Raw genomic sequence first — 24,756 nt, 5'->3', positions numbered from 1 at the left:
GTGCGAGGAACAGCTTCGCGCGGCGCGGCCGGGCAGGCCGTAGCCCGAAGAGGCAACGACCGCCCGGCCGTTCGCGCGATCGTGGAGCCCTCGTGGAGTCCGGCCACACCGTTCGGGCCGCGGACCATTCGCCGCGGAGCAGGGCGACGACTCCGTAGGCGGCGACGGGACCACGGCACCGAGAAGGCGGCTACATCAGCGCGTGGTTTCCACCAACTGCGCGTACTCCTTGCCGAGTTGGGACATGGCGTGACCGAACTCCTTGCGGGAGATGGCCTCTTGGAGCGTGCCGAGAACCGCGCGTACACCGCGGTCGGCTTCCGACGCGGACAGGCCGGTGCGTGCTCGTACCCTGCGGATCGACTCGTCCGGCCCGAAGATCTCCATCTCCCGCCGCTCCCGCTTCAGCGAGACACGCAGCGGCTCGGGAAGTTCGAGGGCCAGATCGCGGGCTTCGCCGTCGCTCAGACGCAGCGCGAGCGTTTCGAGGGTGGCGCGGGTGAGATCTGCCCCTTCCTGCCGCGAGAGCCTCGCGCGGTCCGCCACTGCCCGGAAGAACTCCTTGTCGTCCATGCGAGCCTCCACATCGGAATCAGGGGATGGGCGAGGGAGGCACCTCACTCACCACCTTGCCACGTTCCCCCGCCCACCGTCGGCCCACCACCGGCTGCACCCGCGCACCCACCGAACGTCACCGCCGGAGGCCGTCTGACCTGCGGCGCTGCCGGTCGAGACGACAGCGCCGCGAGCGGGGGCAGCCGCCACCACGAGCCGGGCCGGTCAGCCCGGCTGCGGGGATCCGGCCTCCGAGGCGGCGCCGGCCCGCGGCGCGCCGTCGCACAGCGCGGCGGCGCCGCAGAGGGCGGATTCGGGGCGGATCGGGACCCCGTTGGTGCGCAGCACGTCACGGACGTCGAGGATCAGCGGGAAGACCTCCTGGTTCCAGTCCTCGCCCTGCTCGTCCCAGGCCCGCTGCTCGGCCTCGACCGCCATCCGGTCCTCGGCGAACACCCGCTCGGTGAAGCGCCGGATCAGCGGCCAGGCGAGATGCAGGGCTCCCGGGATCGGCGGCTTCGCGATCATGAGCAGGCCATAGGCGTGATTGGTGCGCTGCTCCGTGTCCTCCGGGACGTAGGCCGCCCAGAGGGAGAAGGACGGGAGGTCGGACTTCTCGGGAACCGCGAGGAGGGTCTGATAGGGGTACGCGGTGCGCACGGTGATGACGTCGGGCGACTCACCGCCGCCGAATCCCTCACCGGACAGCAGACCGGCGCCGCGGTCCTTCTTTCCACCGGCGGAAGTGAACAGATACCGGGCCTCCACGAATTCCGGGCCGGTGTCGTACCCGAGGAGCTCGGGCTGAATGTTGCCGAGAACACCGCGGTGCAGGAACTGGTGGTTCATATCCAGCAGGTTTTCGTGCATGAACGAGTAGTGGCAGTGCACCGTGCGCGAGAACACCATGGTCTTGTGCTTGGCCGAATCGTATTCCGGCAGCTCGGGCAGCGGAGTCGTGGCTGCTTTCTCCGGATCACCCGGGAAGACGAAGACCAGGCCGTACCGTTCGCGGACCGGATAGGAGCGGACCCCGCGCGGCGGCCGGTCGACTCCCTTGGGAAGGTACGGGATCTGCGAGATCCGGCCGTTCCCGCGATAGGCCCAGGCGTGGTAGCAGCAGCGCAGCGTATCGCCCTCCACGACGCCCAGGCTCAGCGGTACCTGGCGGTGGGCGCACCGGTCCTCCAACGCGAAGACCGCGCCGCTCGCACCGCGATAGAGCGCGATCCGCTCCCCCGCGAAGGCGGTGGCGAAGGTCTTGTTCTTCGGCACGTTTCCGGATACCGCGACCGGATACCAGAAATTCGGATTGATGCCCGTACGACGGAGATCGGCCGTCGCTCCGGGGCGGAATTCCCGCATCCGGTCCGGGCCACCGGCCGCCCCGGACGCCGGGCTTCCGTCCCTTGCGGGCTGAGCCTGGGTCATACGTTTCTCCCTCGCGCGCGGGTCAGTGATACGGAACGGGAGAACGTCGGGTATCCGGCGGGACAGCGCGCCGTAGGGGTTCTCCGGGATCACCTTGTGCGTTTCCCCCGGCACGACGGCCATCAGGCTCGCCCCCGAGGGTGACGGGGGCCCGTCCGGCGGATCATTTGCTAGGCCATTCGGCTCCCAGCCATGACTCCGCGGCCGTGGTGGAGCCCTGGCCCGGGGTTGCCAGGCCAGGGCTCACCGCGGTGATCAGGGGCGTCGGACCGGCGCGGCGCATGGCAGCCTCGACGGGCCGCGCCGGGCCGTCACGACCAGCGGACCGGGAGATGCCGTGGGCCGCGGAGCAGGGCGCCCAGCCGCCAGCGCAGGTCGGCCGGGTGGGCGTCCAACTCCAGCTTCGGGCAGCGTTCCAGGAGGGTGCGCACCGCGATCCGGGCCTCCAGGCGGGCGAGCGGGGCGCCCAGGCAGAAGTGGATGCCATGACCGAAGGCCACATGGCCGCGGGCGTCGCGGGTGATGTCGAAGCGGCCGGGGTCGTCGAAGCGGAGGGGGTCGCGTCCGGAGTCGGCGATCACGGGGAGCACGACCTCGCCGCCGCCGGGGATCACCGTGCCCGCGATATCGACCGGGTCGAGGGTGAAGCGGAAGGTGGCGGTCTCCAGCGGCCCGTCGTAGCGCAGCATCTCCTCGACCGCGCCGTCGATGAGGGACAGATCGGCGCGCAGCGCGACGAGTTGTTCCGGGTGGGTGAGCAGCGCCAGCACACCGTTGGCGATGAGGTTGCCGGTGGTCTCGTAACCGGCGATCAGCAACAGCTGGGCCATGCCCAGGAGTTCTTCATGGCTGAGCCGGTCGCCGCCCTCGTCGCTCACCGCGATCAGATCGCTCAGCAGGTCGTCGCCGGGCCGGGCGCGCTTGGTCTCCACCAGGTCGTCGAGGTAACCGGTCATGGCCGTCAGGACTTCCCTGGTCCGCGGCGTGGGGGCGCCGACCATCAGGATGTCGGTCCAGGTGCGGAAGGTGTCCCGCTCCAGGAAGGGCACCCCCAATAACTCGCAGATGACGGTGATCGGGAGCGGGAAGGCCAGCGCCTCGACGAGATCGGCGCGGCCGTCGGGGGCCGCGAGCATCGCCGCCAGCAGCTCATCGGTCAGCTCCTGGACGCGCGGCGCGAGGGCCGCCACCCGGCGCGCGGTGAAGGCGCGGGCCACCAGGCCGCGCAGCCGGGTGTGTTGCGGCGCGTTGGCGCGGAGCATCGACACGCCGCTGGACACCGGCTGCATCGGCTGCGCGGACGAGGCGTGCCGCCACTCCTTCGACAGCCGGGAGTCGCTGAGCGTCGCACGGACCTCGTCATAGCCGACGACCAGCCAGACGGCCGTGCCCTCCGGGAGGCGTACGCGATGCACCGGGCCTCGCTCGCGCAGTCGCGCGTACACCTCGAAGGGGTCGCGGACGAAGTCCTCGCCCATTGCCGCCAGTTCAACGGTTCCCATCGGTTCGGTGGTCATCCGGCCTCCTGTCCGCCGTGGCCTTGCCCCGGGACGACTGGGTACGGGGAAACCCTCCCCGGCGGCGGGGCCACTAACCACGGCCGGAGCCGCGTCTGCCGTCGGCCCGCTCGGGGCCCGCGGCAGACGCGGCATCCAGGACCGGTCCCGTCTACCGCTGGGTCAGGTACAGCAGCAGAGCGGAGATGACGGCCCCGGCCACCCCCTCGATGGCATGGGCGGCGGTGAAGCGGGCGTACTTCCTGAGCCACGGGCGCCGTGACTCCGCGGGAACACGCGGTGGGGGTTGCCGGTCCTCCGCATGATCCTTCATGGGCGTCTCCTTGATCGGTGGTGGTACGTGCGGGCCGTGGCTCGCCGCCGGGCCTCTGGGGAAGGCCCGGCTCAGCTGCCCGGCCTCGTCAGCGCCCCGCACACCCCACGGACAGCGGGGCCTGCGGCTCGGCGAACTGCTGGAGCTCGGGCCCGGAACGCGCCAGCAGCCAGCCGGGGTCCGGGAGCGGCGCGCCGGGGGCCGGATTGGGCAGATGCCGGCGCGGGGAGTAGCCCAGGGCGGTGGCGATGGTGCGCCACAGGCGCGCGTCGATGAGGTTGTCGTCGGCCGCGTGGTGGATCGCCAGGCAGTGCGCGGAGAGCTGGTCCTCGGCGCCGGCGGCGAACCGCCACCAGAAGACCGCCGCGTCCCGCCGGTTGATGGAGTAGAGCAGGCACGCGAAGGTCCGGGCGCCGACCGCGTCGTAGTCCCGGGCGAACTTCTCCAGCCGCCCCCTGTGCCCCCCGCGCAGCACCGACTCGCACAGGGTGTGCAGATGCCGGCGCAGCTCCTCCGGGCCCGCCGTGGCGCTCGGAACGGGCCGGGGCCGCGGGCGTCTGGGCAGCGGCCGGGCCCGGCCGGGGTGCGCCGGGGCCGGGCCGCGGTCGTACCGCCCGTCGGACACCGGGCGGGCCGGGGGCGGTGTCTGCCGCTCGGCCTCGGCGATCCGCTCGGCCAGTCTGCGCGTGAAGGCTTCCGGGTCGTGGTCGGCCAGTACGCTTCCCACCTCATCGGCTTCGGCCTGCAGAATGTCTTCGATGGTCACGACGGTTCTCCTTCCTGATCGTTCCGGAGATAGGAGGCCGCGAGTTCCTTGGCGAGCTGGCGGCCGCGGGAGTAGTAGGTGCGCGCCGTGCCCGGGGTGATGCCGAGGGTCTCGGCGATCTCCTCATAGCTCAGCTGCGCCACACGGAGCCGGACGCAGTCCGCCTGCACCGGCTCCCGGCGGGCCAGTTCGTCCATGGCGCGGTCCAGGGCGTCAAAGGTGCCCAGGTGCAGAATCTGGTCGACGCAGGACTGGTGGAGCCCGGCTTCCGCGGCGGCGGCGCGTTCGCGGCGGGTCGCCCGGTTACGCGAGCGGAGGTAGTCCTTGATGGCGTCCCGCAGGACGCGCAGGCACAGGGCCCGGAAGTTGGGGTGCGTCTGGAACTCGTCCCATTTCGCATGGATCTTCATCCCGGCTATCTGCACCACGTCCTCGGCGTCCTGACGGTGGCGCAGCAGCTGGTACGCATAGCCGAGGTAGCCGTACTGCGCCTCCTTGAAGAACGCGGTGAAGTCGCCCCGGAGGCCGCCCATCGGGTCGGGGCGCAACTGCTGTCCGTCTCCGTAATCGCTCACCGGGCGGCCATCCCTCGGCCTGCCACCGGCGGTCGGACGGCCCCGGGGTGGACCCGCGCCCGAAGGTCCCGTTCCGCACCGCACCGGCTTCCGCGGTCCGGGTCACACAACGTGCTGCCGGCCGGCGGGCCGCAGGTCCGCGAGGCGGTGTGGGTGCTCTCGCGCACACGGGCGCGGAGCACAGCCGGGATCGTCCTGGCCGCGCCGCCCATGGCTGGCGTGCCCCAGGGCCACTGGTAGACCACTGCCTCTCCTTTCGCTGTTCGCGGTGATCTCCCCAGCGTCCGGATGACGCCGGAGAAGACCGCATCTCTTGCCCCTAGACCGCCCGTCAGGCCGTGATTGTTAATCAGATCCGCGGACCAAAATGACCATCCGCAGTCACCCGCTCACGTTGAGCTTCTGACCTGCGGCGTTGGCGGATCGCCCGCGGCGGGAGTGGCGCGGATCACACTCCGGTGCGGGTGGTGCGGGCGGGTGCGCCACCCGCTCGTCGGCCGCCCGCACACGCGCAAGGGCCTCCCGGCACCGACGCGGATGTCGCCATCCACACCGGGCCGGAAGGCCCTCACCTCGTCGGAGTGCCACCCCGGGCGTGTCACCCGTCACCCACGCCGGAAGAACACGCCCGGGCCGCGGTTCGCCAGGGACGGAAGGGGACGTTCCCTGCCGAGGCGCGGGCGCGGTGGCACTGCTCGCCGGGTCATCGCGGCAGCGGACTCCCCCGGGCCCCGGCTGCCCCATGGGCGCTGGTGGCGGAGCGGCCGCTCACAGGTAGGTGTATCCGCCGCCGACGAGCACGCTGCCGGCCACGGTGGTGACCACGACGGGAACGTTGCCGAGCGGACCGGCCGGGGTGAAGCCGATCAGGGCCGTACCCGACGGGTTGACCGAAACCCCGGTCGCCGCCACCCCGTTGAACGTGACCGACGCCCCGTTCAGATTGCTGCCCGTGATCACGAACGCCGTACCGCCCGCGGCACTGCCCGACGGCGGCGACAGCAGGGTCACCACCGGCAGGGGCGGTGCCGTGTAGGTGTAGCCGCCCGGGACCGTGGCGCTGCCCGCCGGTGTGGTGACCACGACCGGGACATTGCCGAGCGCGCCGGCCGGGGTGAAGCCGACCAGCGCCGTCCCCGAGGCGTTGACCGAAACCCCGGTCGCGGCAACCCCGTTGAACGTGACCGACGCCCCGTTCAGATTGCTCCCGGTGATCACGAACCCCGTACCACCCGCGGTGCTGCCCGACGTCGGCGACACCGACGTGGCGACGGGCGGCGGTGCGGTGTAGGTGAAGCCGCCGGCGACGGTGGTGGTCCCGGCCGGTGTGGTGACCATGACCGGGACATTGCCTACGGGGCCGGGCGGTGTGGTGCCGGTGAGCACCGTGCCCGCGGCGTTGATGGACACGCCGAGAGCCGCGACGCCGTTGAAGGTGACCGTCGCGCCGGTGAGGTTGCTGCCGACGATGGCGAACGCGGTACCGCCCGCGCTGGAACCGGTGTTGGGCACGAGGGCGGTGACCGTCGGGCCGGTCGGCGTAGTGACCGTGTAGGTGTAGCTGACCGGGTTGGAGTTGCCCCGGGATGTGGTGGCGACGACCTGAACGGTGCCCGCGGCGTGGGCCGGTGCGAGGACGGTGACCGAGTTGCCGTTGGGGTCCTGGGCGACGATGGTGGCGGGGACGCCGCCGAAGGTGACCAGAGTCGTGCCCTGGAGGCCGGACCCGGTCAGCAGGACGGCGTTTCCCCCGGCGGTCGGCCCGGAGTCCGGAGTGTCGTCGTAGAGTCTGGGATATCTGGGCCAGTCTCCCCCTCCCCCGTCCCCGCCGGGCCAGGAGCCCGGGGCCTGCGGATTTCCTTGCTGCTGTATGACGTCGGACATGACTTCTCCCTGGGCAGCCTCCCGCTCCGTCGCCCTTTCACGAGTCGATTCGTGAACGGGTCATCGCAGAGCGGAAGTTGCCGCCGTCGAATGTTTGGGTGCCTGCGACGGTAGGGTTCCCGACGGATCGGAAGAAGGCGTGTACGCGACAGCAATGATGCGTTCGGCGATCAAAATGACAATACGTAGATGAGCGTCACGCCCGCATCACTTCCCGGCGTACGCCGGGAATCCGCCGCCCCTTTTTCCACGCCGTGGGTGCGGGCGGCGGGCGCGCGGGGAGGTGGCTGGTGGCGTTTCGCACGGAAGACCACTCGCTGAGGTACGCGCACGGGCCCGGGGACGGATAGCACTGTCCCCGGGCCCGTTCCCATCCTGCCGATCGATCCCCTCATCGAGGGGAAGGCCGATTACAGGTGGTAGATGGTGGCGGCCCAGTTGGCCTTCCAATTTCCGTCGCCGTACTGGAGATTGACGGAGCACCTGCCGATATTGCCGTCACAGTTCAGGCTGTTCGCCGGGACCGGAGCCGCCAGCCGGGTGCCGTCGCCGGAGCGGAGTCCCTGGTGGAAGATGGTGGCGGACCAGCTCGCCCGCCAGTATCCGTCACCGAATTGCAGGTTGGCGATGCACTTTCCGGTGTCGCCATCGCAATTCAGCGCGGTCACCGGAACCGGTGCGCGAGAGGCGGACCGGGGTGTCTGGTGGAAGATGTTCGCGCCCCAGCTGGCCTTCCAATTGTTGTCACCGAAGCGGAGGTTGGCCGTGCACTGATAGGTGTCGCCATCGCAGTTGAGCGCCGTCACCGGAACCGGAGCGGCGGTGGCCGGGCCGGCCAGCCCGATGGCGAGTGCCCCGAGGGCAGCGCAGGTGCCGACGATGGTGCGTCGCATAGCCGTGTCCTTCCGTCGTGGGCGCGCAGCGCGCCCGACCACGGAGCAGGATCTGCCGAATTCCCCTCACTCCGAGGCCGCACCCAAGGGCCTTCAACAGAAGGTGTGACGGCCCGCACCCACGCCCGAACCGGATGCGGCGCCGACCCTCGGCATGGGTGGTGAACAGCGCAAACGTTGTGATCCAGGGGCGCGAAGAGGGGCGCATTCATAGTGCCCCCGGTGGTGTGTGGCGCAGGCCCCGAGCGCGGTCCGGCCACCCGCGGCAGTTCCGGCGAAATGGTGCTTCCGTGCGGAGCGGCTGGGGGCATGAGGACACCGCCCAGGCGGGTAGATACTTCGGTTCGCGGCGCCGGGTGGGCGGGGTCCGTCACCGGAACGGGTGACCGGGTGCTCCGGTTGGCGTAGGTGGTCCTGCGAGGTGGCAGGTTCGGTGCTGGGCTGGCGAACAAGCCGTTCACCGGCTGCCTTTGGTGTGCCCCTGTACCTCTTCCGTATCGACTCCGCCTCTGCGTTCCGGGAGCCGGCTTCGCCTGCGTGCGAATTTCCCGAAGCCCCCGGAGCACCGCAGCTCCCCTGAAGGAGAGAAGTGACCACTACCTCGTTGCGCCCGACCGGTGCTCCCGAAATCGAGCAGCTTCCGGAACCGCCGCTGCGCCGATCCAAGGAAATCCAGGGCAACATTCTTTCCGCTTTCAACAAGGACTACATGGCGTTCCGCTACGTCCGCTTCCCGGACGGTGCGGGCGGCCGCGGCTGGCTGTCCGTCATGCTGAATACGGTCTCGGTGTCCGCCACGGTCGAGGACTTCAATGAGGAGTTCTCGCTCTCCCGCCGGGCCTACGGCCAGGACCCCGCCCTCATCGCGACCTGGGTCGGGGTTTCCCTGACGTTCCAGGGCCTGCTTCAGGTGGCCAGGGAACCCGAGAAGGTGAAGAAGGACCTGGCGCCGTTCGAGTCGTTTGTGAAGGGTGCGGACGGACAGGCCGCGAGCATGGGCGACGACGGTACGAGCGCGCCCGAGCACTGGCATTTCGGCTCGGACCGGTCCGGCGTACACGCCGTGCTGATCGTCGCCGCGGACACCGAAGACGCGCTCAACGAAAAGCTCCGGAATATCACCGCCGCGGATTCGGCGCACGGCGTGACCCTGGTCCATCAGGACGACGGCCGCACCCTGACCGGAGATCTGCGCGGGCATGAGCACTTCGGGTACAAGGACGGCATTTCTCAGCCGGGGGTCAAGGACTTCCACCGCGAGGACCGGGAGAACCCCGGATTCCGGGAGAACCGCCCGGGGTCCAATCTGGTCGAGCCCGGCGAGTTCGTCTTCGGTCACAAGAGTGAGAGCGGAGCACCGCCCGAGGCTCCCAAGTGGCTGGACAACGGCTCCCTCCAGGTGGTGCGCCGGCTCGCGCAGGACGTGCCCGGCTGGAATGAGGCCGTGAAGCGCGAGGCGGGCAAATTCCAGCCGCACGGCATCTCCGAGGAGCTGCTGGGCGCGTGTCTGGTCGGCCGCAAGAAGGACGGCACGCCGCTCGCGCAGGGCGAGAACCCGGTGACCGGCGTCGGTCCGGAGCGCAACGACTTCACCTACGAGAACGACGGCAAGGGGGAGCAGACCCCCTGTGCCGCGCACATCCGCAGGTCGCATCCCCGGCACTTCGAGCCCACCCAGAAGCACCGCGTCATGCGCCGCGGCATTCCGTACGGCCCCGCGTACACGGGCGGCAATCCGGACGACGAGCGCGGCCTGATGTTCGTGTGCTATGGCACCTCGCTGGAGCGGCAGTTCGAGTTCCTCCAGCGCGTCTGGTCGAACAACCCCAACTTCGTGCCGGGCGACCCCGGTTCTCCCAACGGCATCGACAAGGTGACCGGCACCATCCGGCAGGGCGGTTCGGGCAGCCCGGATGCCCACATCGAGCTGGCCGACGGCGAGAAGGGCACCGTCTCGATGAACCGGTTCGTGCAGACCACCGGTGCGGTGTACGCCTTCACCCCTTCCATCAGCACCCTGCGCCGACTCGCCGCGAACGAGTCCCTGGAAGCGAAGGGCTGAGCCGCCATGACCGACATCCGCCGTGAGCACACCGGAGCCGAGCGCGCCGACGAGAAGACCTACCAGCAGCTCGCCCGCGAACTGCTGCTGGTCGGCCCCGAGCCGGCCAACGAGGACCTCAAGCTGCGCTACCTCGAAGTACTGATCAACAAGGGGCTGGAGCGCCCCGCCGTCCCCAAGCGCATCCTGATCGTCGGAGCGGGCATCGCCGGTCTGGTGGCCGGCGATCTGCTGACCCGTGCCGGTCACGATGTGACGATCCTGGAGGCCAACGCCAACCGGGTCGGCGGCCGCATCAAGACCTTCCACGCCAAGAAGGGCGAGCCGCCGCCCTTCACCGACCCCGCGCAGTACGCGGAGGCCGGGGCGATGCGCCTGCCCAGCTTCCATCCGCTGACCCTGGCGCTGATCGACAAACTCGGCCTGAAGCGGCGGCTGTTCTTCAACGTCGACATCGATCCGTCGACGGGCAATCAGACCGCCCCCGTCCCGCCGGTGATCTACAAGTCCTTCAAGGACGGCAAGATCTGGACTTATGGCGACCCCAGCCCCGAGTTCCGGGAGCCGGAGAAGCGCAACCAGACCTGGATCCGCACCAATCGTGCCCAGGTGCGCCGCGCCCACTACGCCCAGGACCCGTCCCAGATCAACGAGGGCTTCCATCTCACCGGCTGCGAATCGCGGCTGACCGTGTCCGAGATGGTCCACCAGGCGCTGGAGCCGGTGCGCGACTACTACTCGGTGCTACAGAGCGACGGAAAGCGCGTCAACAAGCCGTTCAAGGAGTGGCTGGACGGCTGGGCCGGGGTCGTCCGCGACTTCGACGGCTTCTCCATGGGCCGCTTCCTGCGCGAGTACGCCGGGTTCAGCGATGAGGCCATCGAGGCGATCGGCACAATCGAGAACATGACCTCGCGGCTGCACCTCGCCTTCTTCCACAGCTTCCTGGGCCGCAGCGACATCGACCCCACGGCCACGTACTGGGAGATCGAGGGCGGCAGCCGGAAGCTTCCGGAGGCGCTCGCCAAGGATCTGCGGGACCAGATCGTGATGGGCCAGCGGATGGTGCGGCTGGAGTACTACGACCCGGGACGCGACGGCCACCACGGCGGACTCGCCGGACCGGGCGGCCCCGCCGTCGCCATCCAGACCGTGCCCGAGGGCGATCCGCAGGGGCCGGTCGAGACCTGGACCGGGGACCTGGCGATCGTCACCATCCCGTTCTCCAGCCTGCGGTTCACCGCGGTGACCCCGCCGTTCTCGTACAAGAAGCGCCGGGCCGTCATCGAGACGCACTACGACCAGGCGACCAAGGTGCTGCTGGAATTCTCCCGCCGCTGGTGGGAGTTCACCGAGGAGGACTGGAAGCGGGAGCTCGACGCGATCGCGCCGGGGCTGTACGACTACTACCAGCAGCGGGGCGAGGACGAGGCCGAGGCCGCACTGGCCGTTCCGCAGAGCCTGCGGGACCTGCCCACGGGGCTGCTCGGCGCCCACCCGAGCGTGGACGAGAAGAACATCAGCGCGCAGCAGGTGGAGTACTACCGCAACTCCCCGCTGCGCAGCGGCGTCCGCCCGGCCACACATGCCTACGGCGGCGGTTCCACCACCGACAACCCCAACCGCTTCATGTACTACCCCTCACACCCCGTCCCCGGCAGTCAGGGCGGCGTGGTGCTGGCGGGCTACTCCTGGTCGGACGACGCCGCGCGCTGGGACTCCTTCGAGGACGCCGAGCGCTACAGCTACGCGCTGCTCAACCTCCAGTCGGTGCACGGCCGCCGGATCGAGGTCTTCTACACCGGCGCCGGCCAGACCCAGAGCTGGCTGCGCGACCCGTACGCCTGCGGAGAAGCAGCGGTCTACACCCCGCACCAGATGACCAGCTTCCACCTCGATGTGGTGCGGCCCGAGGGGCCGGTGCACTTCGCCGGTGAGCATGTGTCGCTCAAGCATGCCTGGATCGAGGGTGCGGTGGAGACGGCCGTACGCGCCGCCCTCGCCGTCCACGAGGCGCCCCCGGCGGACGAGAGCGTCATGGGCGCACGTGCCGCGGCGCCCCGCGAGCGCCGGGCCGCCGCCGGGTCGTCGGATGAGTCACGCGAGGGGGTGCTGACATCATGACCACCTCCCCGACCTGCACGGTGGCCGAGTATCTGGCCCGCCGGCTGGAACAGCTCGGCATCACCCATCTGTTCGGCGTTCCGGGCGACCACCTGGGCCCGTTCCTGTCGACCCTGCACGAGAAGACCACAGTGCGCTGGGTGGGCACCCCCACCGAGGGCGGCGCGGGCCAGGCCGCGGACGGCTATGCCCGGGTGAAGTCCGCCGACGCGGAGATCGTGCTCGGCGAGCAGGGCATCGGCGCGGTCGCGGTCACCTACAGCGTGGGCGCGTTCAACCTGCTCAACTCGATCGGCGGGGCCTTCGCCGAGTATGTCCCGCTGATCGCGATCAACGCCGCGCCGTCCTACGAGCAGTGGCTCAACCAGCAGGCGATCGGCCTGCTCACCTCGCACATGTCGCAGCGCCCGGAGAGCAACCTGGAGGTCTACCGCCAGGTCACCGTGGACGCCCAGGCCATCTCCAACCCGGGGCTGGCCCCCACCCAGATCGACAGCGCGATCACCGCGTGCCTCTCGCACCGCCGGCCGGTCTATCTGGAGGTCATGGATGACGTCTGGGGGGCAGAGTGTCCCGCACCCCAGGGCCGGCTGACGCGGCGCGAGCGGCCCGTCACCGCGAAGAAGCAGCAGATGCTCGACCGCGCGGTCGAGGCATGTGTGGAGCTGATCCGGGAGTACGGCAACCCGATCCTGTGGGCCGGTGAGGAGATCGACCGCTTCCGGCTGTCCGACGAGTTCGAGAAGCTGGTGCACGAGACCCGCATCCCGTTCTGCACCACCATCGGCGCCAAGTCCGTGGTGTCCGAGTACACCCCGGGCTTCTCCGGTGTCTACAACGGCAAGGCCAGCAACCCGAAGGTCGCCGAGGTCTTCAACAACGCGGGCTGCCGTATCGGCCTGGGCTCGTGGGCGACCTCGAAGAACCTCGGCGGCGTGCGGTCGATCGGGGACGACTGGGCGGTCGCCGCCCACGACGGGGTGCATGTCGGCGCCTCGTACTTCCCCGACGTGCAGCTCGCCCGGTTCCTCCCCGCGCTGCGGAAACGCCTGGTGGCCGAGTTCGGCGACGGTGCCTTCGCCGCGGACTACTTCGCCCGCGCCCATCAGGCGGGCCTCGCGGTCCCCGACAGCACCGACGCCTACCTGGCCTCCCAGACCGGCGGACCGTACCCGGAGAACGTGACGTACGACAGCCTCTTCCGGCACCTCAACGCCTTCCTCGAAACGCAGAACAGCGAGCCGCCGCAGGAGCGCAGCAACCCGTTCACGGTGGTGTGCGACGCCGCGTTCGCGCTGATCGGCTCGATGAATCTGCGGATGGCCGAGCGCGCCTCGTACGTGGCGCAGAACAGCTGGCTGTCCATCGGCTACTCGGTCGGCGCGGCCACCGGGGTGGCGCTCGGCCGGAGTCAGGCGGAGAAGCGGCCGATGGTCTTCGTCGGCGACGGCTCGTTCCAGGAGACGTGCCAGGAGATGTCCACGCATGTGCGGCACGGTCTGTGCCCGGTGGTGTTCGTCCTGGACAACGAGGCGTTCTACGGCATCGAGCAGATGCTGGTGCACCCCTGCTACTACCAGGACGGCACCCCGCGCTCCGACGGCGCCGACTTCTACAACGAACTGCACCCCTGGCGGTACGAGAAGCTCGCGGACGTCTTCGGTTCCGCCAAGCACCCGATGCACGGCTTCGCGGTCCGCCGGCACGACGAACTCACCACCCTGCTGAAGCGGATCGCCGAGCCCAGCGACGCGATCAACCAGGGCCCGATCGTGGTGCGGGTGCAGCTGGACCGGCACGACTATCCCGAGGCGCTCAAGTACAAGGTCGCCGAGAACTGTCCGCCGCCCGTCGGCGGGGCGTCGGAACGGAGCAGGCGATGACCGGCCGGTACCCGACTCGGTCGCGTTGACGCAGAGTCTGTTCTGAGACCTCCCTGACGTTGCCCGCGTTCGGGATACGGGGCCCGGCCGGCAGGTGACTGCCGGCCGGGCCCGCGCGCTTCCACGGTCCGGCGTCCGTACCGGGCTGTGTGACAAGCGACTTCGTCGGCTGAACATTCGTCGCACGCTGAACGCCTTGATCACCTGCCGATAGGTTCTGACCATGACTGGTGATTGGCGGACGGACCGGATCGGCGCGGCGCTGCGGGGTGAAAACCCGACGGTGCTGCGGCGGCTGGAGTCCGGGTTCGCGGCGATCGGTGATGTGCAGTTTCTGCCGGGGTACTCGGTCCTGCTCGTGGACACACCGCATGTGCAGCGGCTGTCCGACCTCCCGAAGAGCAAGCGGCTGTCGTTCCTGTCCGACATGGACCGGCTCGGCGAAGCGGTCGAGCGGGCCTGCCGCCGGCTGGACCCGGCCTTCCGGCGGGTCAATCTGGAGATCCTGGGCAACACGGATCCCTTCCTGCACGCGCACGTCTGGCCGCGGTTCGACTGGGAACCGGCCGAGGCGGTGGGCGCGCCGGTATGGCTCTATCCACGCGACCGGTGGAGCGACACCCAGTTCCGGCTCGGCCCACAGCACGATGCCTTGAGGGAAGCCATCGGCAGCGAACTGGACCTGCTGCGCTCCGCGGAGTGAACCGAAGGTGCCCCCGCAGGTGACCATCACCCACCTGAGAGAACCCGACCGGAGTGCTACGACGATGCGGCACGCCGGTCGGTGCCGGACCGGTGCTCCGCGGGACGGCGTTCCGTCTCGTCGACCGCCGCGCGGCGCGCCGCCCAGAGCAGCAGGAGGCAGGCGCACGACGCGAACACCGCATTGCTCAACACGTCGTCCCGCAGGGGGCCGCCGGACTCGGGGCGGGCCGGGAACGAGACCCATACGTAGGGCGGACACGCCCTAGGAGTCGTCGGCGCCCGTCGGCTGGTGGAGGGCCCGGTCCGGGGGCGATGGGGGGAGGAGGAGTTCGGCGACGGCGCCGCCGTCGGGGGCGTTGGAGAAGTGGAGGGTGGCGTCGAGGACCCTGGCCTGGCCGACGGCGATGGTCAGGCCGAGGCCGTGGCCGGTCTTCTTGCCGCTTCCGGAGTGGCTGCTGAAGCGCTGGGGGCCATGGTCGAGGAGCCGGCCGGGGTAGCCGTCGCCGTGGTCCCGCACGGTGATGGTCCGGCCGTCGACGGTCAGGATCACCGGCGGGCGGCCGTGCTTGTGGGCGTTGGAGACGAGGTTTCCGAGCACGCGCTGGAGCCTGCGCTGGTCGGTCTCCACCCGGGCGTCCCGCTCGATGCGGACCTCGGCGGCCAGCCCGGTGGCCAGCACCGCACGCTCGGCCAGCGGCCCCAGCTGATGCAGATCGATGTCGGCCCGCTCCACCTCCGCGTCCAGACGGGAGATCTCCAGCAGGTCCTCGGTCAGCCGGCTCATGGTCCCGATCCGGTCCTGCACCATCTCGGTCGGACGGCCGGGCGGCAGCAGCTCGGCCGCCAACCGCAGGCCGGTCAGCGGGGTACGCAGCTCATGCGCCACATCGGCGGTGAATCGCTGCTCGCTGTTCAGCTTGGCCTGGAGTGCGGCGGCCATCGCGTCGAGTGCGGCCGCCACCGCGGCGGCCTCGTCCTGGGCCTGGTCGGGCCGCAGCACCCGGGGATCGTCCACCCGGGCGTCCAGATCGCCGGTGCTGATCCTGCGGGCGACCTGGGCCGTGCGGTGCAGCCGACGGGTGATACGGGAGACGGCGAACAGCCCGACGAGGAGGGTGAGGGCGATCGCGAAGGCCGAGGAGCCGATGATGGCCCGGTCCAGCCCGCGGAGCGCGGCGGCGCGCTGGGTGTGGTCGAGGTGGACGGCCAGCGCCCTGCCGTCTGCGGGGGTGACGGCCCACATCACCGGGCGGCCCCGGTGTTCGCCGAGCTGGGTGCCGCGCTCGCCGTGCCGCGCCAGGGTGAGCAGCGAGGCGGGGAGGTCGGCGGGGTTCACCGCGGCGTTGCGGCCGAGCGGCTCCCCGGCCACGTACGCCGCCGCGACGGTGTCGAGCTCGGCCAGGGCGGCGCTGCGGGCCTGGTCTTCGGTCTGCCGGCCGACCAGGACGTGCACCAGCACGCCGACCACCGTGGCGAGCACACAGCACATGACGATGACGAAGACGGCGAACTTCCAGTACAGCGTCGCCGTCCATGCGGGCAGCCGCAGCCGCGCACGAGGCCGGCCGGCGCTCATGGCGTCCTCTTCGGTGCGGGGGTGGCGGGATCCGCCTCGTCGAACTCCATGGCCCGCAGCGTCATGGCCTGCGTCCGGGGGTCCCACTCGTAGACGGTGCGGGTGGCGTATCCGGGGGTGCCGGTGGGCTCCCGCAGGATCAGATCGCCGTTCGCGATCTCGACCGACAGCGGAGTCGCGCCGGCGTCCATGATCCGGGTGACCACCCCGTGGCGCAGCGTGAAGACCCATAGCGCCAGGGAGCGATCCAGCGCCTCGATGCCCACGATCAACTCGGGCTTCCCGTCACCGGTCAGATCCAGGTACTGCGGTTTCCGCACCGGGCAGTGCTCCGGTGCGTGGGCGCAGGCGTTGATCCTGCTCTCGGTGGCGGAGTCGAACTGCGGTCCGCCGTCGAGGGCGGAACCGGCGTCCACCTGCGCCTTGACGACGGTGAGCAGCGGCGCCTCGCTGATGTCCCCGGACGGCACCCGGGGCACCCCGGGAACGGCCGCGGGGAGGTTCTCGCCCTTCCCCCGCTCGGGCTGCGGCGCGGGCTTGCGGTTCGGCCACAGCCGCACCGGGGCGGAGGCGGCCGAGGTGTGGCCGGCGCTCTGTGGCTCCCCGCTCTCCGTACAGCCACCCAACAGCGCCGCGATGCCCGTCGCCGCAAGTGCGAGCGACGTCATCCGTACCGGCCCCGGGGCATGCGAGGAGCGGAGCAGAAGCACATCTCTTCCAGTCGTGGTGCGGGCTGAGCCTGTCCGGATCATAGTCGCTGTGCGTTGCCACGCGGCCGGAGATATCCGATATGCCCGAAAGGTAAGGATCAGACTGTTTGCCCCGCGGAGCCTCGGTGTCAGGCTCCGCGGACGCCCAGCCGCGCATAGTCGTAGCCGCCGTAGACGTCGGCAACATGGACATCGGTCAACCGCGGGCTGCGCCAGCTGACGTACTTGCCGTAAACGAACGGCAGGTAGTAGGCCTCCCCGGAGACTTTGTGGTTGATCTCCTCGTAGGTCTCACCGGCCGTGTTCGGGTCGGTTTCGGCGACGGCCTTGTCGAGAAGCTTGTCGAGAGTCGGGGAATCGACTTCGGTCTGGTTGAAGTTGCCGCTCGGCAGGCGCATCCGGCTGTCGACGAGCGGGCGCCAGAAGGCCTGCCCCGTCGGGAAGTCGGCACCCCAGCTCGCGAGGACGATCCCGTAGCCCCGCTTCCGCACCTCGTTCGGCGCCCCGACAAGGGTGGGCATCCGCGCCCCGTCGAAGCGCTCGACCTCCGCCTTGATGCCGATCCTGGCCAGCGCACTCGTCAGCGCTTCTGCGGCGTCGTTGTCCGACGGCCGGTCATTGCGTACCGCGATGGTGGTCGGGAAGCCGTTCGGCCGGCCGCACTTCTTCAGCTCATCCCTGGCCTTGGTCAGATCCGGCTCGCCGCGGTGCTTGAGCACGCCGTACGGATCGAAGGTCGCATCGGCGCCCTTGATGCCGGGCGGGAGCAGACTCGGTGCGAGGTCGCCGCCCGCGGCGGGGCCGCCGAGCGCGGTCTGAAGACTCCGGCGGTCGGCGGCGTAGGCAACCGCCTTGCGGCAGTGGACGTTGCCCATCGGCTGGACCGTCTGCGGAAAGGCCGCGTAGCGCACGAGGCCGGACCGTGGGGTGTCCAGGTTCTTGTTGAGGTCGCGGTCCGACAGCACCCTGGCTCGGGCGGCCGGTCCGAGCCCTGTGGTGCCCAGCGCCAGGTCGCCATCGCCGCTGGTCAGACTGCTGTCCACGGAGTTCTGATCGCCGGTGATCCGGACCCTGATCGCTTCCGGGAGGGCGTTACGGATCGGGTCGGACCACGGCTTCCAGTGGGGGTTGCGCACCAGCTCCAGCGATGTGCCCGGCTGATACGAACGGAACTTGTACGGACCGCTGGAGAACGGCCGGAGACCGTATTTGGCCTTGGTGTCCTGGCTCTTCTTCACGGGCGAGGCGGCGATCGTGGCCAGCAGCTGCTCGAAGTCACCGTTGGGACGGGGCAGTTTGAAGACGATGGTGCCGGGACCGGGCGTCTCGATCGCGGTCAGGCCCTTCGCCGAGGTGTCCTTGTACGGGCCCCGGTAGGTCCCCTCGGGGTCGAGCGCCTCCCTGAGGTAGCCCGGTCCGCCGGTGATGACGTCCGTCGCCCAGAGCCGCTCGATGCCGTACTTGATGTCCTCGGAGGTGACGGGCGACCCGTCCTCCCAGGTGACCCCCTGGCGCAGGGTGTAGGTGTAGGTCCGGCCGTGGTCGGTGATCGTGGCCTTGGATGTGGCCAGATCCGGGGTGAGTACGGTGTCTTTCGACTCCGGGGCGTAGGTCACCAGTTGACGGGTGTAGTAGCGGGCGAAGTTCGCTACGAAGCCGTAGTAGCCGCGCTGCGGGTCCCAGGAGTCGGCATCGATGGAGCTGACGAACTTCAGCGTGCCGCCCTTGCCGCCCCCCGGCTTGAGGATGTGGCCGACAGCGGCGTTGTACGAGGCCTTGGTGACGCCGTCCTTGGACTTGTCCTCGTCGGATTCTCCCCGAGCACCGTTCAGCAGAGCGAGGGTGATGGAGATGCCCGCGACCAGGAGTGCCGCCGACACCACCGCGATGGTCCTGGTCCGGACGGATGCCGAACTTGCCGGGAACCTCGCCGCCTGCCCGTCAGCGGTGCGGGCAGCGTTCGGCGGCGGGGGCTGTCGGGGAGTGGGGGTTTGCGGCTGCGGGTGCGGCTGCGGGCGGTCATCGCTGCGGGACGGCTCGACCGGCGACGGTGACGGCTCGGCCGGCGGCTGGGGACGATGGGCGACATGGTCTGCGTGGGCCCGGTTCCTGGCCAGGGCGATCAGCCCGCCGGTGTTGCGGTTGCGTTGCTGGGGCAGTGGTCTGGCCTTGGCCGCGAGCGCGGCGTAGAGGTGCCGGTAGAGGGTCTGCATGTCCAGCAGGGGCGGGCCGTCGGCGATTCCCTCGGTCAGCGCGGTGATCAATTCGCCGCTGAACGCGGTGAATTCCTCACCGGGCGGGGACAGCGCCTTCCGTGTGGGCGCGGAGGCCGCCATCAGGGACGTGCCGTCGATCAGCGCGTGGTCGGCCACCTGGGTGGTACCGCTCATACCGCCCGCCAGGGCCCGCCCGCTGTAGCAGCAGTCCAGGATCACCACCTTGTGCCGGGCGCCGATCCGCGGGTCCAGGACCGCCCGGCGCACCCACTCGAAGGGCAGCGCGCTGTAGAGCCGCTCCTGATCCGAGCCGGGCAGCGCCAGATACAGCTCGTCACTGTGCGGGTCGATGAGTCCGTGTCCGGCGTAGTAGACGACCAAGGTGTCGGTGGCGCGCAGGGCGACACGGCTGAGGGTGTCGAGCACGTCCTGGGCGCTCGGCGGCTGGGACAGGGCGACGCAGTGCGCGGGCGGCAGCCCCCATAACTCCGGGTCGGTGAACGCCCCGGTGAGCCCGGCCAGATTGCGCTCGACGGCAGGCAGGGCCGGCATGCTCTCGTAGTCATGGACACCGATGAGCAGGGCCTGCGAGGCAGCGGGGTCAGGGAGGATCGTCACGGTGACCGCTGATCCGTTCGGCCTCCGCCGGCGGCGTCCCCGGACGGCTGCGGGCAACTCGGGGGCTGCACGCTCGCGTACCCCTCTCCCGGGCCTGCGCCCGCTGCGCGAACTGATCAGGATGCCGATACTAGAGGGTCTCCGGGTGCCCGTCCGGAGAGCCGGGGAAGTCCCGGGCGCCGGTCGGCGCGGAGGGGCGGCGCTCGCGCGGCGGCGCCCCGGCGCGGCAGACTCAGCCGCCCTGTGCGGACGGGGCCGAGCCTGCCGGACCGGGGCGCCGGCGGCGGATCGCGGTGTGGTTACGGGGCCATCTCGTACGCCCCGGACAGTGCCTCCACGCGCTGCCAGACGCGCGCCGAACGGGCGTCGTCGACGACCGGGCGGCGGACCGCGCCCAGCGCCCAGCTCTGCTGCGCCGCGGTGGCGGAGTCCTTGCCGTGCAGCTCGACGGCGTGTGCGGAGAAGTCCCGGACGAGGACGGCGAACAGTTCGTCGAGCACGTCCTCGTCGAGGCCGGTCAGCTGCGCCTGCTCCAGGATCAGCTGGCCGTGCACGACCAGCGCGAACAGCTGGCCGATGGCGAGCAGCAGATCGAGGTCGCGGCTCTGCTCCTCGTCGGGGGCGGCGGTGGTGACGAACTCGCAGAGCGCGTCGGCCTGTTCGCGGAAGCGGGCGACGTTCGCCACCCCGGCGAAGGCGTCGTAGGCGGTGCGCCAGTCGTGGAAGCGTACGGCGCCCAGACCGCGGGCCGGTCCCTGCCGGAAGAGGAACGCGTCGTCGGCCGCGTCGAGGCGCGTCGGCACGGGCGCGTACTCGGCCGGGTTCAGCAGATGGTTGCCCATGAACTTGAGGATCAGGGCGAGGTTGACGTGGACCGTGCCCTCCAGCTTCGGCAGGCCGCGGATCTCGGTCGCGGCCTGGGCGAAGTAGGTGTCCTTCTCGAAGCCCTTGGCGGCGATCACGTCCCACATCAGGTCGATGACCTTCTCGCCCTCGGTGGTCACCTTCATCTTCGTCATCGGGTTGAAGAGGAGGTAGCGGCGGTCGTCGGGCCCGGCGGAGCGGAAGTAGTCGACGGCGCGGTCGCTGAACAGCTTCATGCCGACGAGGCGGACGTAGGCGTCGGTCAGCTCGCGGCGGACGTGCGGGAAGGCGGTGACGGGACGGCCGTAGAGGATGCGGTTCTGCGCGTGGGTGACGGCCTCGTACATCGCGTGCTCGCAGATGCCGATCGCGCCGGTGCAGAGGTTGAACTTGCCGACGTTGACGGTGTTGAGGGCTGCGTCGAAGGCGGCGCGGCCGGTGTGCAGGATGTCGGCCTCGGTGACCGGGTAGTCCTCCAGGCGGAACTCGCTGACGTACTTCGAGGAGTCGACGACGTTCTTCACCAGGTGGTAGGCCGGGTGGCGGCTTTCGGCGGCGAAGAAGACATAGCCGTCCGGGCCCTCGATGTCGGTGCGGCGGCCGAAGACGGAGACGAGTCCGGCGGCGTTGCCGTTGCCGATGTAGTACTTGGATCCGGTGGCGCGGAAGCCGCCGTCACCGTCCGGCTCCAGCAGCATGTCGGTGGAGTAGATATCGGCACCGTGAGCCTTCTCCGACAGACCGAAGGCGAACACCTCGCCCTGGGAGAGGAGTTCGGCCGCGCGGGCGCGGACGGCGGCGTTGTCGCTCTGCCAGACCGGGCCGAGGCCGAGAATGGTGACCTGCCAGGCGTACCAGTAGTCGAGCCCGTAGAAGCCGAAGATCTCGTTGAGCGCGGCTATCCGGGCGGTGTCCCAGCGCTTGTCCTGGTTTCCCTCGGCGGCGGAGGCCGGGGTGAGGAAGGTCGCGAACAGCCCTTCCTTGCTGGAGAACTCCAGGAACTCCGACAGCCAGGCGCGGGAGCGGTAGTCCTCGATCAGCTGGCGCTTGCCGCGGTTCTCGAACCAGTCGACGGTGGCGCGCAGCAGCCGGCGGGTCTCGGGGTCGAAGTGCGCCGGGTCGTAGGTGCGGGGGTTGAACAGCAGCGGGTCGGCCATGGATGTTCGCCTTTCCGGCTCAGGTTGCGGATTGCGGGTGGTGGAAGAGGAAACTCGGGGCTGAGACTGCCCTGAACGCGGCGGGCCGGGGAGGCGTGTTGCTCACCCGGGCGCCGGTCGGTTCAGCGCTCGGGTCGGAGTCGGTGGAGGGTGGCGAGTACGTCGTCCAGCCAGTCGAGGGTCATGCGCTCGTAGGCGATACCGCCGCGCAGGACGACATGCTGGAGTTCCTGGCCCGCGTCGGGCGTGGCAGGCGCCTCGGGGCCGGTGAAGTCACGCCGCTCCCCCGCCAGATAGTGCGCGAGGCGGTCGCTGTGGATCTGATGGTGCCGCTCGACCTCACGGATCAGCGCGGCGGGATCGTCGAAGGCCGCACCGCGGATCTTCACCGCGAGGTCGTGCCGGACGCTCTCCGGTTCGATCGGCTCGTGCAGCCACTCGGCGAGCGCCGTCCGGCCGAAGGCGGCGACGGAGTACTCCTTCTTGTCCGGCCGGGCCTGCTGCGGCACCTCGCGGACATCGATCCAGCCGTCGCTCTCCATACGCTTGAGGACGCGGTAAATCTGCTGGTGGGTGGCGGTCCAGAAGTACCCGATGGACCGCTCGAACCGCCGGGCCAGCTCATAGCCGGAGCCCGGCTTCTCCAGCAGGGAGACAAGAATCGCGTGCTCGAGCGCCATACCCCGATCCTTCTATGCAACGAGTTGCATAGACAAGAGCCGACGCGGGGGTGAGACACGGCTCACCCGGGTGCCCCTTGGGGCGCTCAGGCGTCGGCGCCCCGAGCGCGACAGCCCAGCCCGCCAGGGCTCCGCCCTCTCAGCCCGTCAGGGTCGGCGCCAGCTGCCATTCGCCGGAGTGGCCGGGTGGGAGTGCCAGGTCGCGGCGGACGGCCGCGTAGTACCCCTCGCGTGCGGTGCGCTGGCGCTGGAGCATGACTGACCATGCTTCCGGGCTGTGCGTCCGGTCTCGCAGGAAGGCTTCCATCTCCATCACTACGACGACCCACTCCCGGGCCTTCTCCACCACGTCCGGGGTGCCCAGCATCAGCAGCGCCTCCCCGGCCGGATCCCGGGCATCAGTGGCCTCGGCCAGGTGTGGCGCCGCTTCCTCGGGTGACAGGGGGTGCGGGTGAGGGTCGTTGCCGAGGTGGGCCGCGATCCGGTACGTCAGGGTGACACTCTTCTTCAGCGCCCTGGCGAAGTCGGCGTAGGTCGTCAGCCGCCGCTCGGCCCAATGGGCCGCCTGCTCGCGACGGAAGCGGACTTGATCGCCGCGCACGCTGACGAAGTACGAGCCCAGGGCGCCGATTACTACGCCGATCAGGGCGGGGAGTTGTTGTATGAACGCCGACATGGCCACACGGTATAGCGCAGTGGCAGGCGCGACTTGATGTCGTTTCCGCCCCGCCCGCCAAGACGCGCTCCTACTCCCCCACCGCCCCATCGGCCAGTTCGCGGGCGATGTCGAGGTGGCCGGCGTGGCGGGCGTACTCCTGGAGGAGGTGGAAGAGGATCCAGATCAGGGTGGGGCGGTCTTCGTCGGGCGGGATCGTTCCGCCGAGGGTGGCTGCCCGGTCCTCCAGGTGGGCCGCCGCGACGATGGCGCGGGATCGGGTGCACTGCTCCTGGAAGAATTTCTTGATGTCCTCGAAGGATTCTTCGGGGCCCACGTGCCACGGTCCTGGGCGGGTCTTGACGTCGGCCCAGGGTTCTTCGATGTGTTCGCCCTCGAATCCCCATTGCAGCCATCGCAATTCCACACAGGCCAGGTGCTTGAACAGTCCAAGGGGCGACCACCCGCTGGGCACACGGCTGGCCCTCAGCTCCGCGTCGGACATTCCCTCCAGCTTGCGCAGCACGGCGTTCCGGTAGAAATCGAGGTACCCCGTCAGCAGGTCGTACGGGTTGGTGAGAGTTACCGGGGGCTCTTCGGCGGGTTCGATTGTGTGGACCATGGTGAGGACCTTAGGGAGGCGGGGGTGGCCTGTCCAGGGTTCGGGTGGGCAGTGCCGAGGGCCCCGTGTAATGCACGGGGCCCGTCGGCGGGAGACGCCGACGGGCCGCAGGGTCAGTCGCTCAGCTCAGCACTTCAGATCGAGGACGTGGATGCTGGGAAGTATTCCCTCTATCCGGTAACAGTGGTTCTTGTCGGCCTCGTTGACGTACAGCGACGTGGAGCCTCCCGACCAGTGCACCTGGACGGTGACCCCGGTGGCTTCCGCGGGGAAATACGCTTTCCAGCTGTCGCCCACCGGCCGGTAGTTGTGGCAGTAGTTCTTCTTCTCTATGCCCTCCGGGCCCTTCCACTCATAGCAGGTGTCGATGAGCGACGCCGCCTGGTGGTCGAACTGGAGATAGTTGTCCGAGGCGGCAGTGGCGGTGGGTGCCGTCAGTACCGCGCCGGCCAGGGCGAGGCCCAGGGTGGCAGCACCGTATGCCAGGGAACGCTTCTTGCTTCGCATGCTGGAATTCACCTCTCGCTTCAATGGTCCGGGCACGCCTAGCATGCCTTGTCGGTTCTCTTCGGGCCCCAGGTGTAGCCGCTCAGCTCGTAGCAGTGGCTACTGCTCAAGTCGGTGATGTGCGGCGATACGTTGTCACCCGCAATTTGCCCGTCCACCGTCACCTCGACCTTGACGCCCTGGGCGTCATCGGGAATTTCCACCCGCCAGTCCGTGCCGATGGCCTTCCCCTTGTCGCAGGAGTCCGGGGTGGTCGAGGACGCCCAGTGGTAGCAGGTCTCGGCGATGAACCAGCCCTTGTTGCTGAAGCTGATGTATTTGCCCGAGCCCGCGGCCGCGGCGGACGGCGCTGTCATCGCGCCGCCGACCAGCGCGAGGCTCAGAGCGGCGACCCCGTAGGCCGCCGACTTCTTGATATTCCGCACAGGTAGACCCTTCGTGAG

Annotated in this window: 21 protein-coding genes; 4 read left to right on the top strand and 17 right to left on the bottom strand. The window is 69.9% G+C overall.

The annotated features are described in order from the left end of the window. Nucleotides 1–195: 195 nt before the first annotated feature. The 8 genes from QT196_RS35630 to QT196_RS35595 form a co-directional block, all read right to left on the bottom strand. On the bottom strand, nt 196–573 hold the full coding sequence (locus QT196_RS35630; RefSeq protein ID WP_168482754.1) for a DUF2267 domain-containing protein: 378 nt from the start codon (nt 571–573) through the stop codon (nt 196–198). 207 nt (nt 574–780) lie between these two features. Then, complete coding sequence (locus tag QT196_RS35625; protein WP_290356797.1) at nt 781–1,920, bottom strand: aromatic ring-hydroxylating dioxygenase subunit alpha; 1,140 nt, start codon at nt 1,918–1,920, stop codon at nt 781–783. Between the two features lie 377 nt (nt 1,921–2,297). Further along, nucleotides 2,298–3,503: a cytochrome P450 gene (locus QT196_RS35620; RefSeq protein ID WP_290356408.1), complete on the bottom strand. Its 1,206-nt coding sequence runs from the start codon at nt 3,501–3,503 to the stop codon at nt 2,298–2,300. Nucleotides 3,504–3,654: 151 nt separating this feature from the next. Continuing rightward, the gene (locus tag QT196_RS35615) at nt 3,655–3,816 is read right to left on the bottom strand and encodes a hypothetical protein (protein WP_158092604.1); all 162 of its coding nucleotides are present in this window, start codon (nt 3,814–3,816) and stop codon (nt 3,655–3,657) included. Nucleotides 3,817–3,904: 88 nt separating this feature from the next. Next, nucleotides 3,905–4,582, bottom strand: coding sequence for a hypothetical protein (locus QT196_RS35610; RefSeq protein WP_168482751.1), 678 nt, complete (start codon nt 4,580–4,582; stop codon nt 3,905–3,907). Further along, complete coding sequence (locus QT196_RS35605) at nt 4,579–5,157, bottom strand: RNA polymerase sigma factor (RefSeq protein ID WP_168482750.1); 579 nt, start codon at nt 5,155–5,157, stop codon at nt 4,579–4,581. Before QT196_RS35605 ends, QT196_RS35610 begins: the two co-directional genes overlap by 4 nt. Before the next feature lie 768 nt (nt 5,158–5,925). Next, nucleotides 5,926–7,041, bottom strand: coding sequence for an IPT/TIG domain-containing protein (locus tag QT196_RS35600; RefSeq protein WP_290356406.1), 1,116 nt, complete (start codon nt 7,039–7,041; stop codon nt 5,926–5,928). Between the two features lie 410 nt (nt 7,042–7,451). Continuing rightward, the gene (locus tag QT196_RS35595; RefSeq protein ID WP_168482748.1) at nt 7,452–7,934 is read right to left on the bottom strand and encodes a hypothetical protein; all 483 of its coding nucleotides are present in this window, start codon (nt 7,932–7,934) and stop codon (nt 7,452–7,454) included. 589 nt (nt 7,935–8,523) lie between these two features. Between QT196_RS35595 and QT196_RS35590 the strand changes: the two genes are divergently transcribed. The 4 genes from QT196_RS35590 (at nt 8,524) to QT196_RS35575 (ending at nt 14,706) form a co-directional block, all read left to right on the top strand. After that, on the top strand, nt 8,524–9,996 hold the full coding sequence (locus QT196_RS35590; RefSeq protein WP_211117495.1) for a Dyp-type peroxidase: 1,473 nt from the start codon (nt 8,524–8,526) through the stop codon (nt 9,994–9,996). Between the two features lie 6 nt (nt 9,997–10,002). Next, nucleotides 10,003–12,120, top strand: a complete 2,118-nt coding sequence (locus tag QT196_RS35585; RefSeq protein WP_168482747.1) for an FAD-dependent oxidoreductase — start codon at nt 10,003–10,005, stop codon at nt 12,118–12,120. Beyond that, the gene (locus tag QT196_RS35580) at nt 12,117–14,003 is read left to right on the top strand and encodes a thiamine pyrophosphate-binding protein (RefSeq protein WP_168482746.1); all 1,887 of its coding nucleotides are present in this window, start codon (nt 12,117–12,119) and stop codon (nt 14,001–14,003) included. The genes QT196_RS35585 and QT196_RS35580 overlap by 4 nt, the downstream gene beginning before the upstream one ends. 223 nt (nt 14,004–14,226) lie before the next feature. Next, nucleotides 14,227–14,706: an HIT domain-containing protein gene (locus QT196_RS35575; protein WP_168482745.1), complete on the top strand. Its 480-nt coding sequence runs from the start codon at nt 14,227–14,229 to the stop codon at nt 14,704–14,706. 264 nt (nt 14,707–14,970) lie between these two features. Here the strand turns inward: QT196_RS35575 and QT196_RS35570 are convergent, their stop codons facing one another. The 9 genes from QT196_RS35570 to QT196_RS35530 form a co-directional block, all read right to left on the bottom strand. Further along, the gene (locus QT196_RS35570; RefSeq protein ID WP_290356404.1) at nt 14,971–16,284 is read right to left on the bottom strand and encodes a HAMP domain-containing sensor histidine kinase; all 1,314 of its coding nucleotides are present in this window, start codon (nt 16,282–16,284) and stop codon (nt 14,971–14,973) included. Then, nucleotides 16,281–16,952 (bottom strand): hypothetical protein, encoded by a 672-nt coding sequence (locus tag QT196_RS35565; protein WP_248001468.1) that lies wholly within the window; start codon nt 16,950–16,952, stop codon nt 16,281–16,283. The genes QT196_RS35570 and QT196_RS35565 overlap by 4 nt, the downstream gene beginning before the upstream one ends. A gap of 170 nt (nt 16,953–17,122) precedes the next feature. Then, nucleotides 17,123–19,828, bottom strand: coding sequence for an ABC transporter substrate-binding protein (locus QT196_RS35560; RefSeq protein ID WP_290356402.1), 2,706 nt, complete (start codon nt 19,826–19,828; stop codon nt 17,123–17,125). Nucleotides 19,829–20,127: 299 nt separating this feature from the next. Continuing rightward, nucleotides 20,128–21,849 (bottom strand): acyl-CoA dehydrogenase family protein, encoded by a 1,722-nt coding sequence (locus QT196_RS35555; protein ID WP_168482742.1) that lies wholly within the window; start codon nt 21,847–21,849, stop codon nt 20,128–20,130. 122 nt (nt 21,850–21,971) lie between these two features. Further along, nucleotides 21,972–22,529 carry a PadR family transcriptional regulator gene (locus QT196_RS35550; protein WP_168482741.1) on the bottom strand — a complete coding sequence of 186 codons (558 nt, stop codon included), beginning with the start codon at nt 22,527–22,529 and terminating at the stop codon, nt 21,972–21,974. Nucleotides 22,530–22,668: 139 nt separating this feature from the next. Continuing rightward, nucleotides 22,669–23,205: a hypothetical protein gene (locus QT196_RS35545; RefSeq protein WP_266732851.1), complete on the bottom strand. Its 537-nt coding sequence runs from the start codon at nt 23,203–23,205 to the stop codon at nt 22,669–22,671. A gap of 70 nt (nt 23,206–23,275) precedes the next feature. Further along, entirely contained in the window at nt 23,276–23,806 is a 531-nt protein-coding gene (locus tag QT196_RS35540) for a DinB family protein (RefSeq protein WP_168482739.1), read from the bottom strand. A gap of 126 nt (nt 23,807–23,932) precedes the next feature. Continuing rightward, nucleotides 23,933–24,313 (bottom strand): hypothetical protein, encoded by a 381-nt coding sequence (locus QT196_RS35535; RefSeq protein WP_168482738.1) that lies wholly within the window; start codon nt 24,311–24,313, stop codon nt 23,933–23,935. A gap of 38 nt (nt 24,314–24,351) precedes the next feature. Continuing rightward, complete coding sequence (locus QT196_RS35530) at nt 24,352–24,738, bottom strand: hypothetical protein (protein ID WP_168482737.1); 387 nt, start codon at nt 24,736–24,738, stop codon at nt 24,352–24,354. Between the last annotated feature and the right edge of the window lie 18 nt (nt 24,739–24,756).

The sequence above is a fragment of the Streptomyces sp. P9-2B-2 genome (genome assembly GCF_030406865.1).
GTDB lineage: Bacteria > Actinomycetota > Actinomycetes > Streptomycetales > Streptomycetaceae > Streptomyces > Streptomyces platensis.
This window is presented reverse-complemented; position numbering and strand designations above follow the sequence as displayed.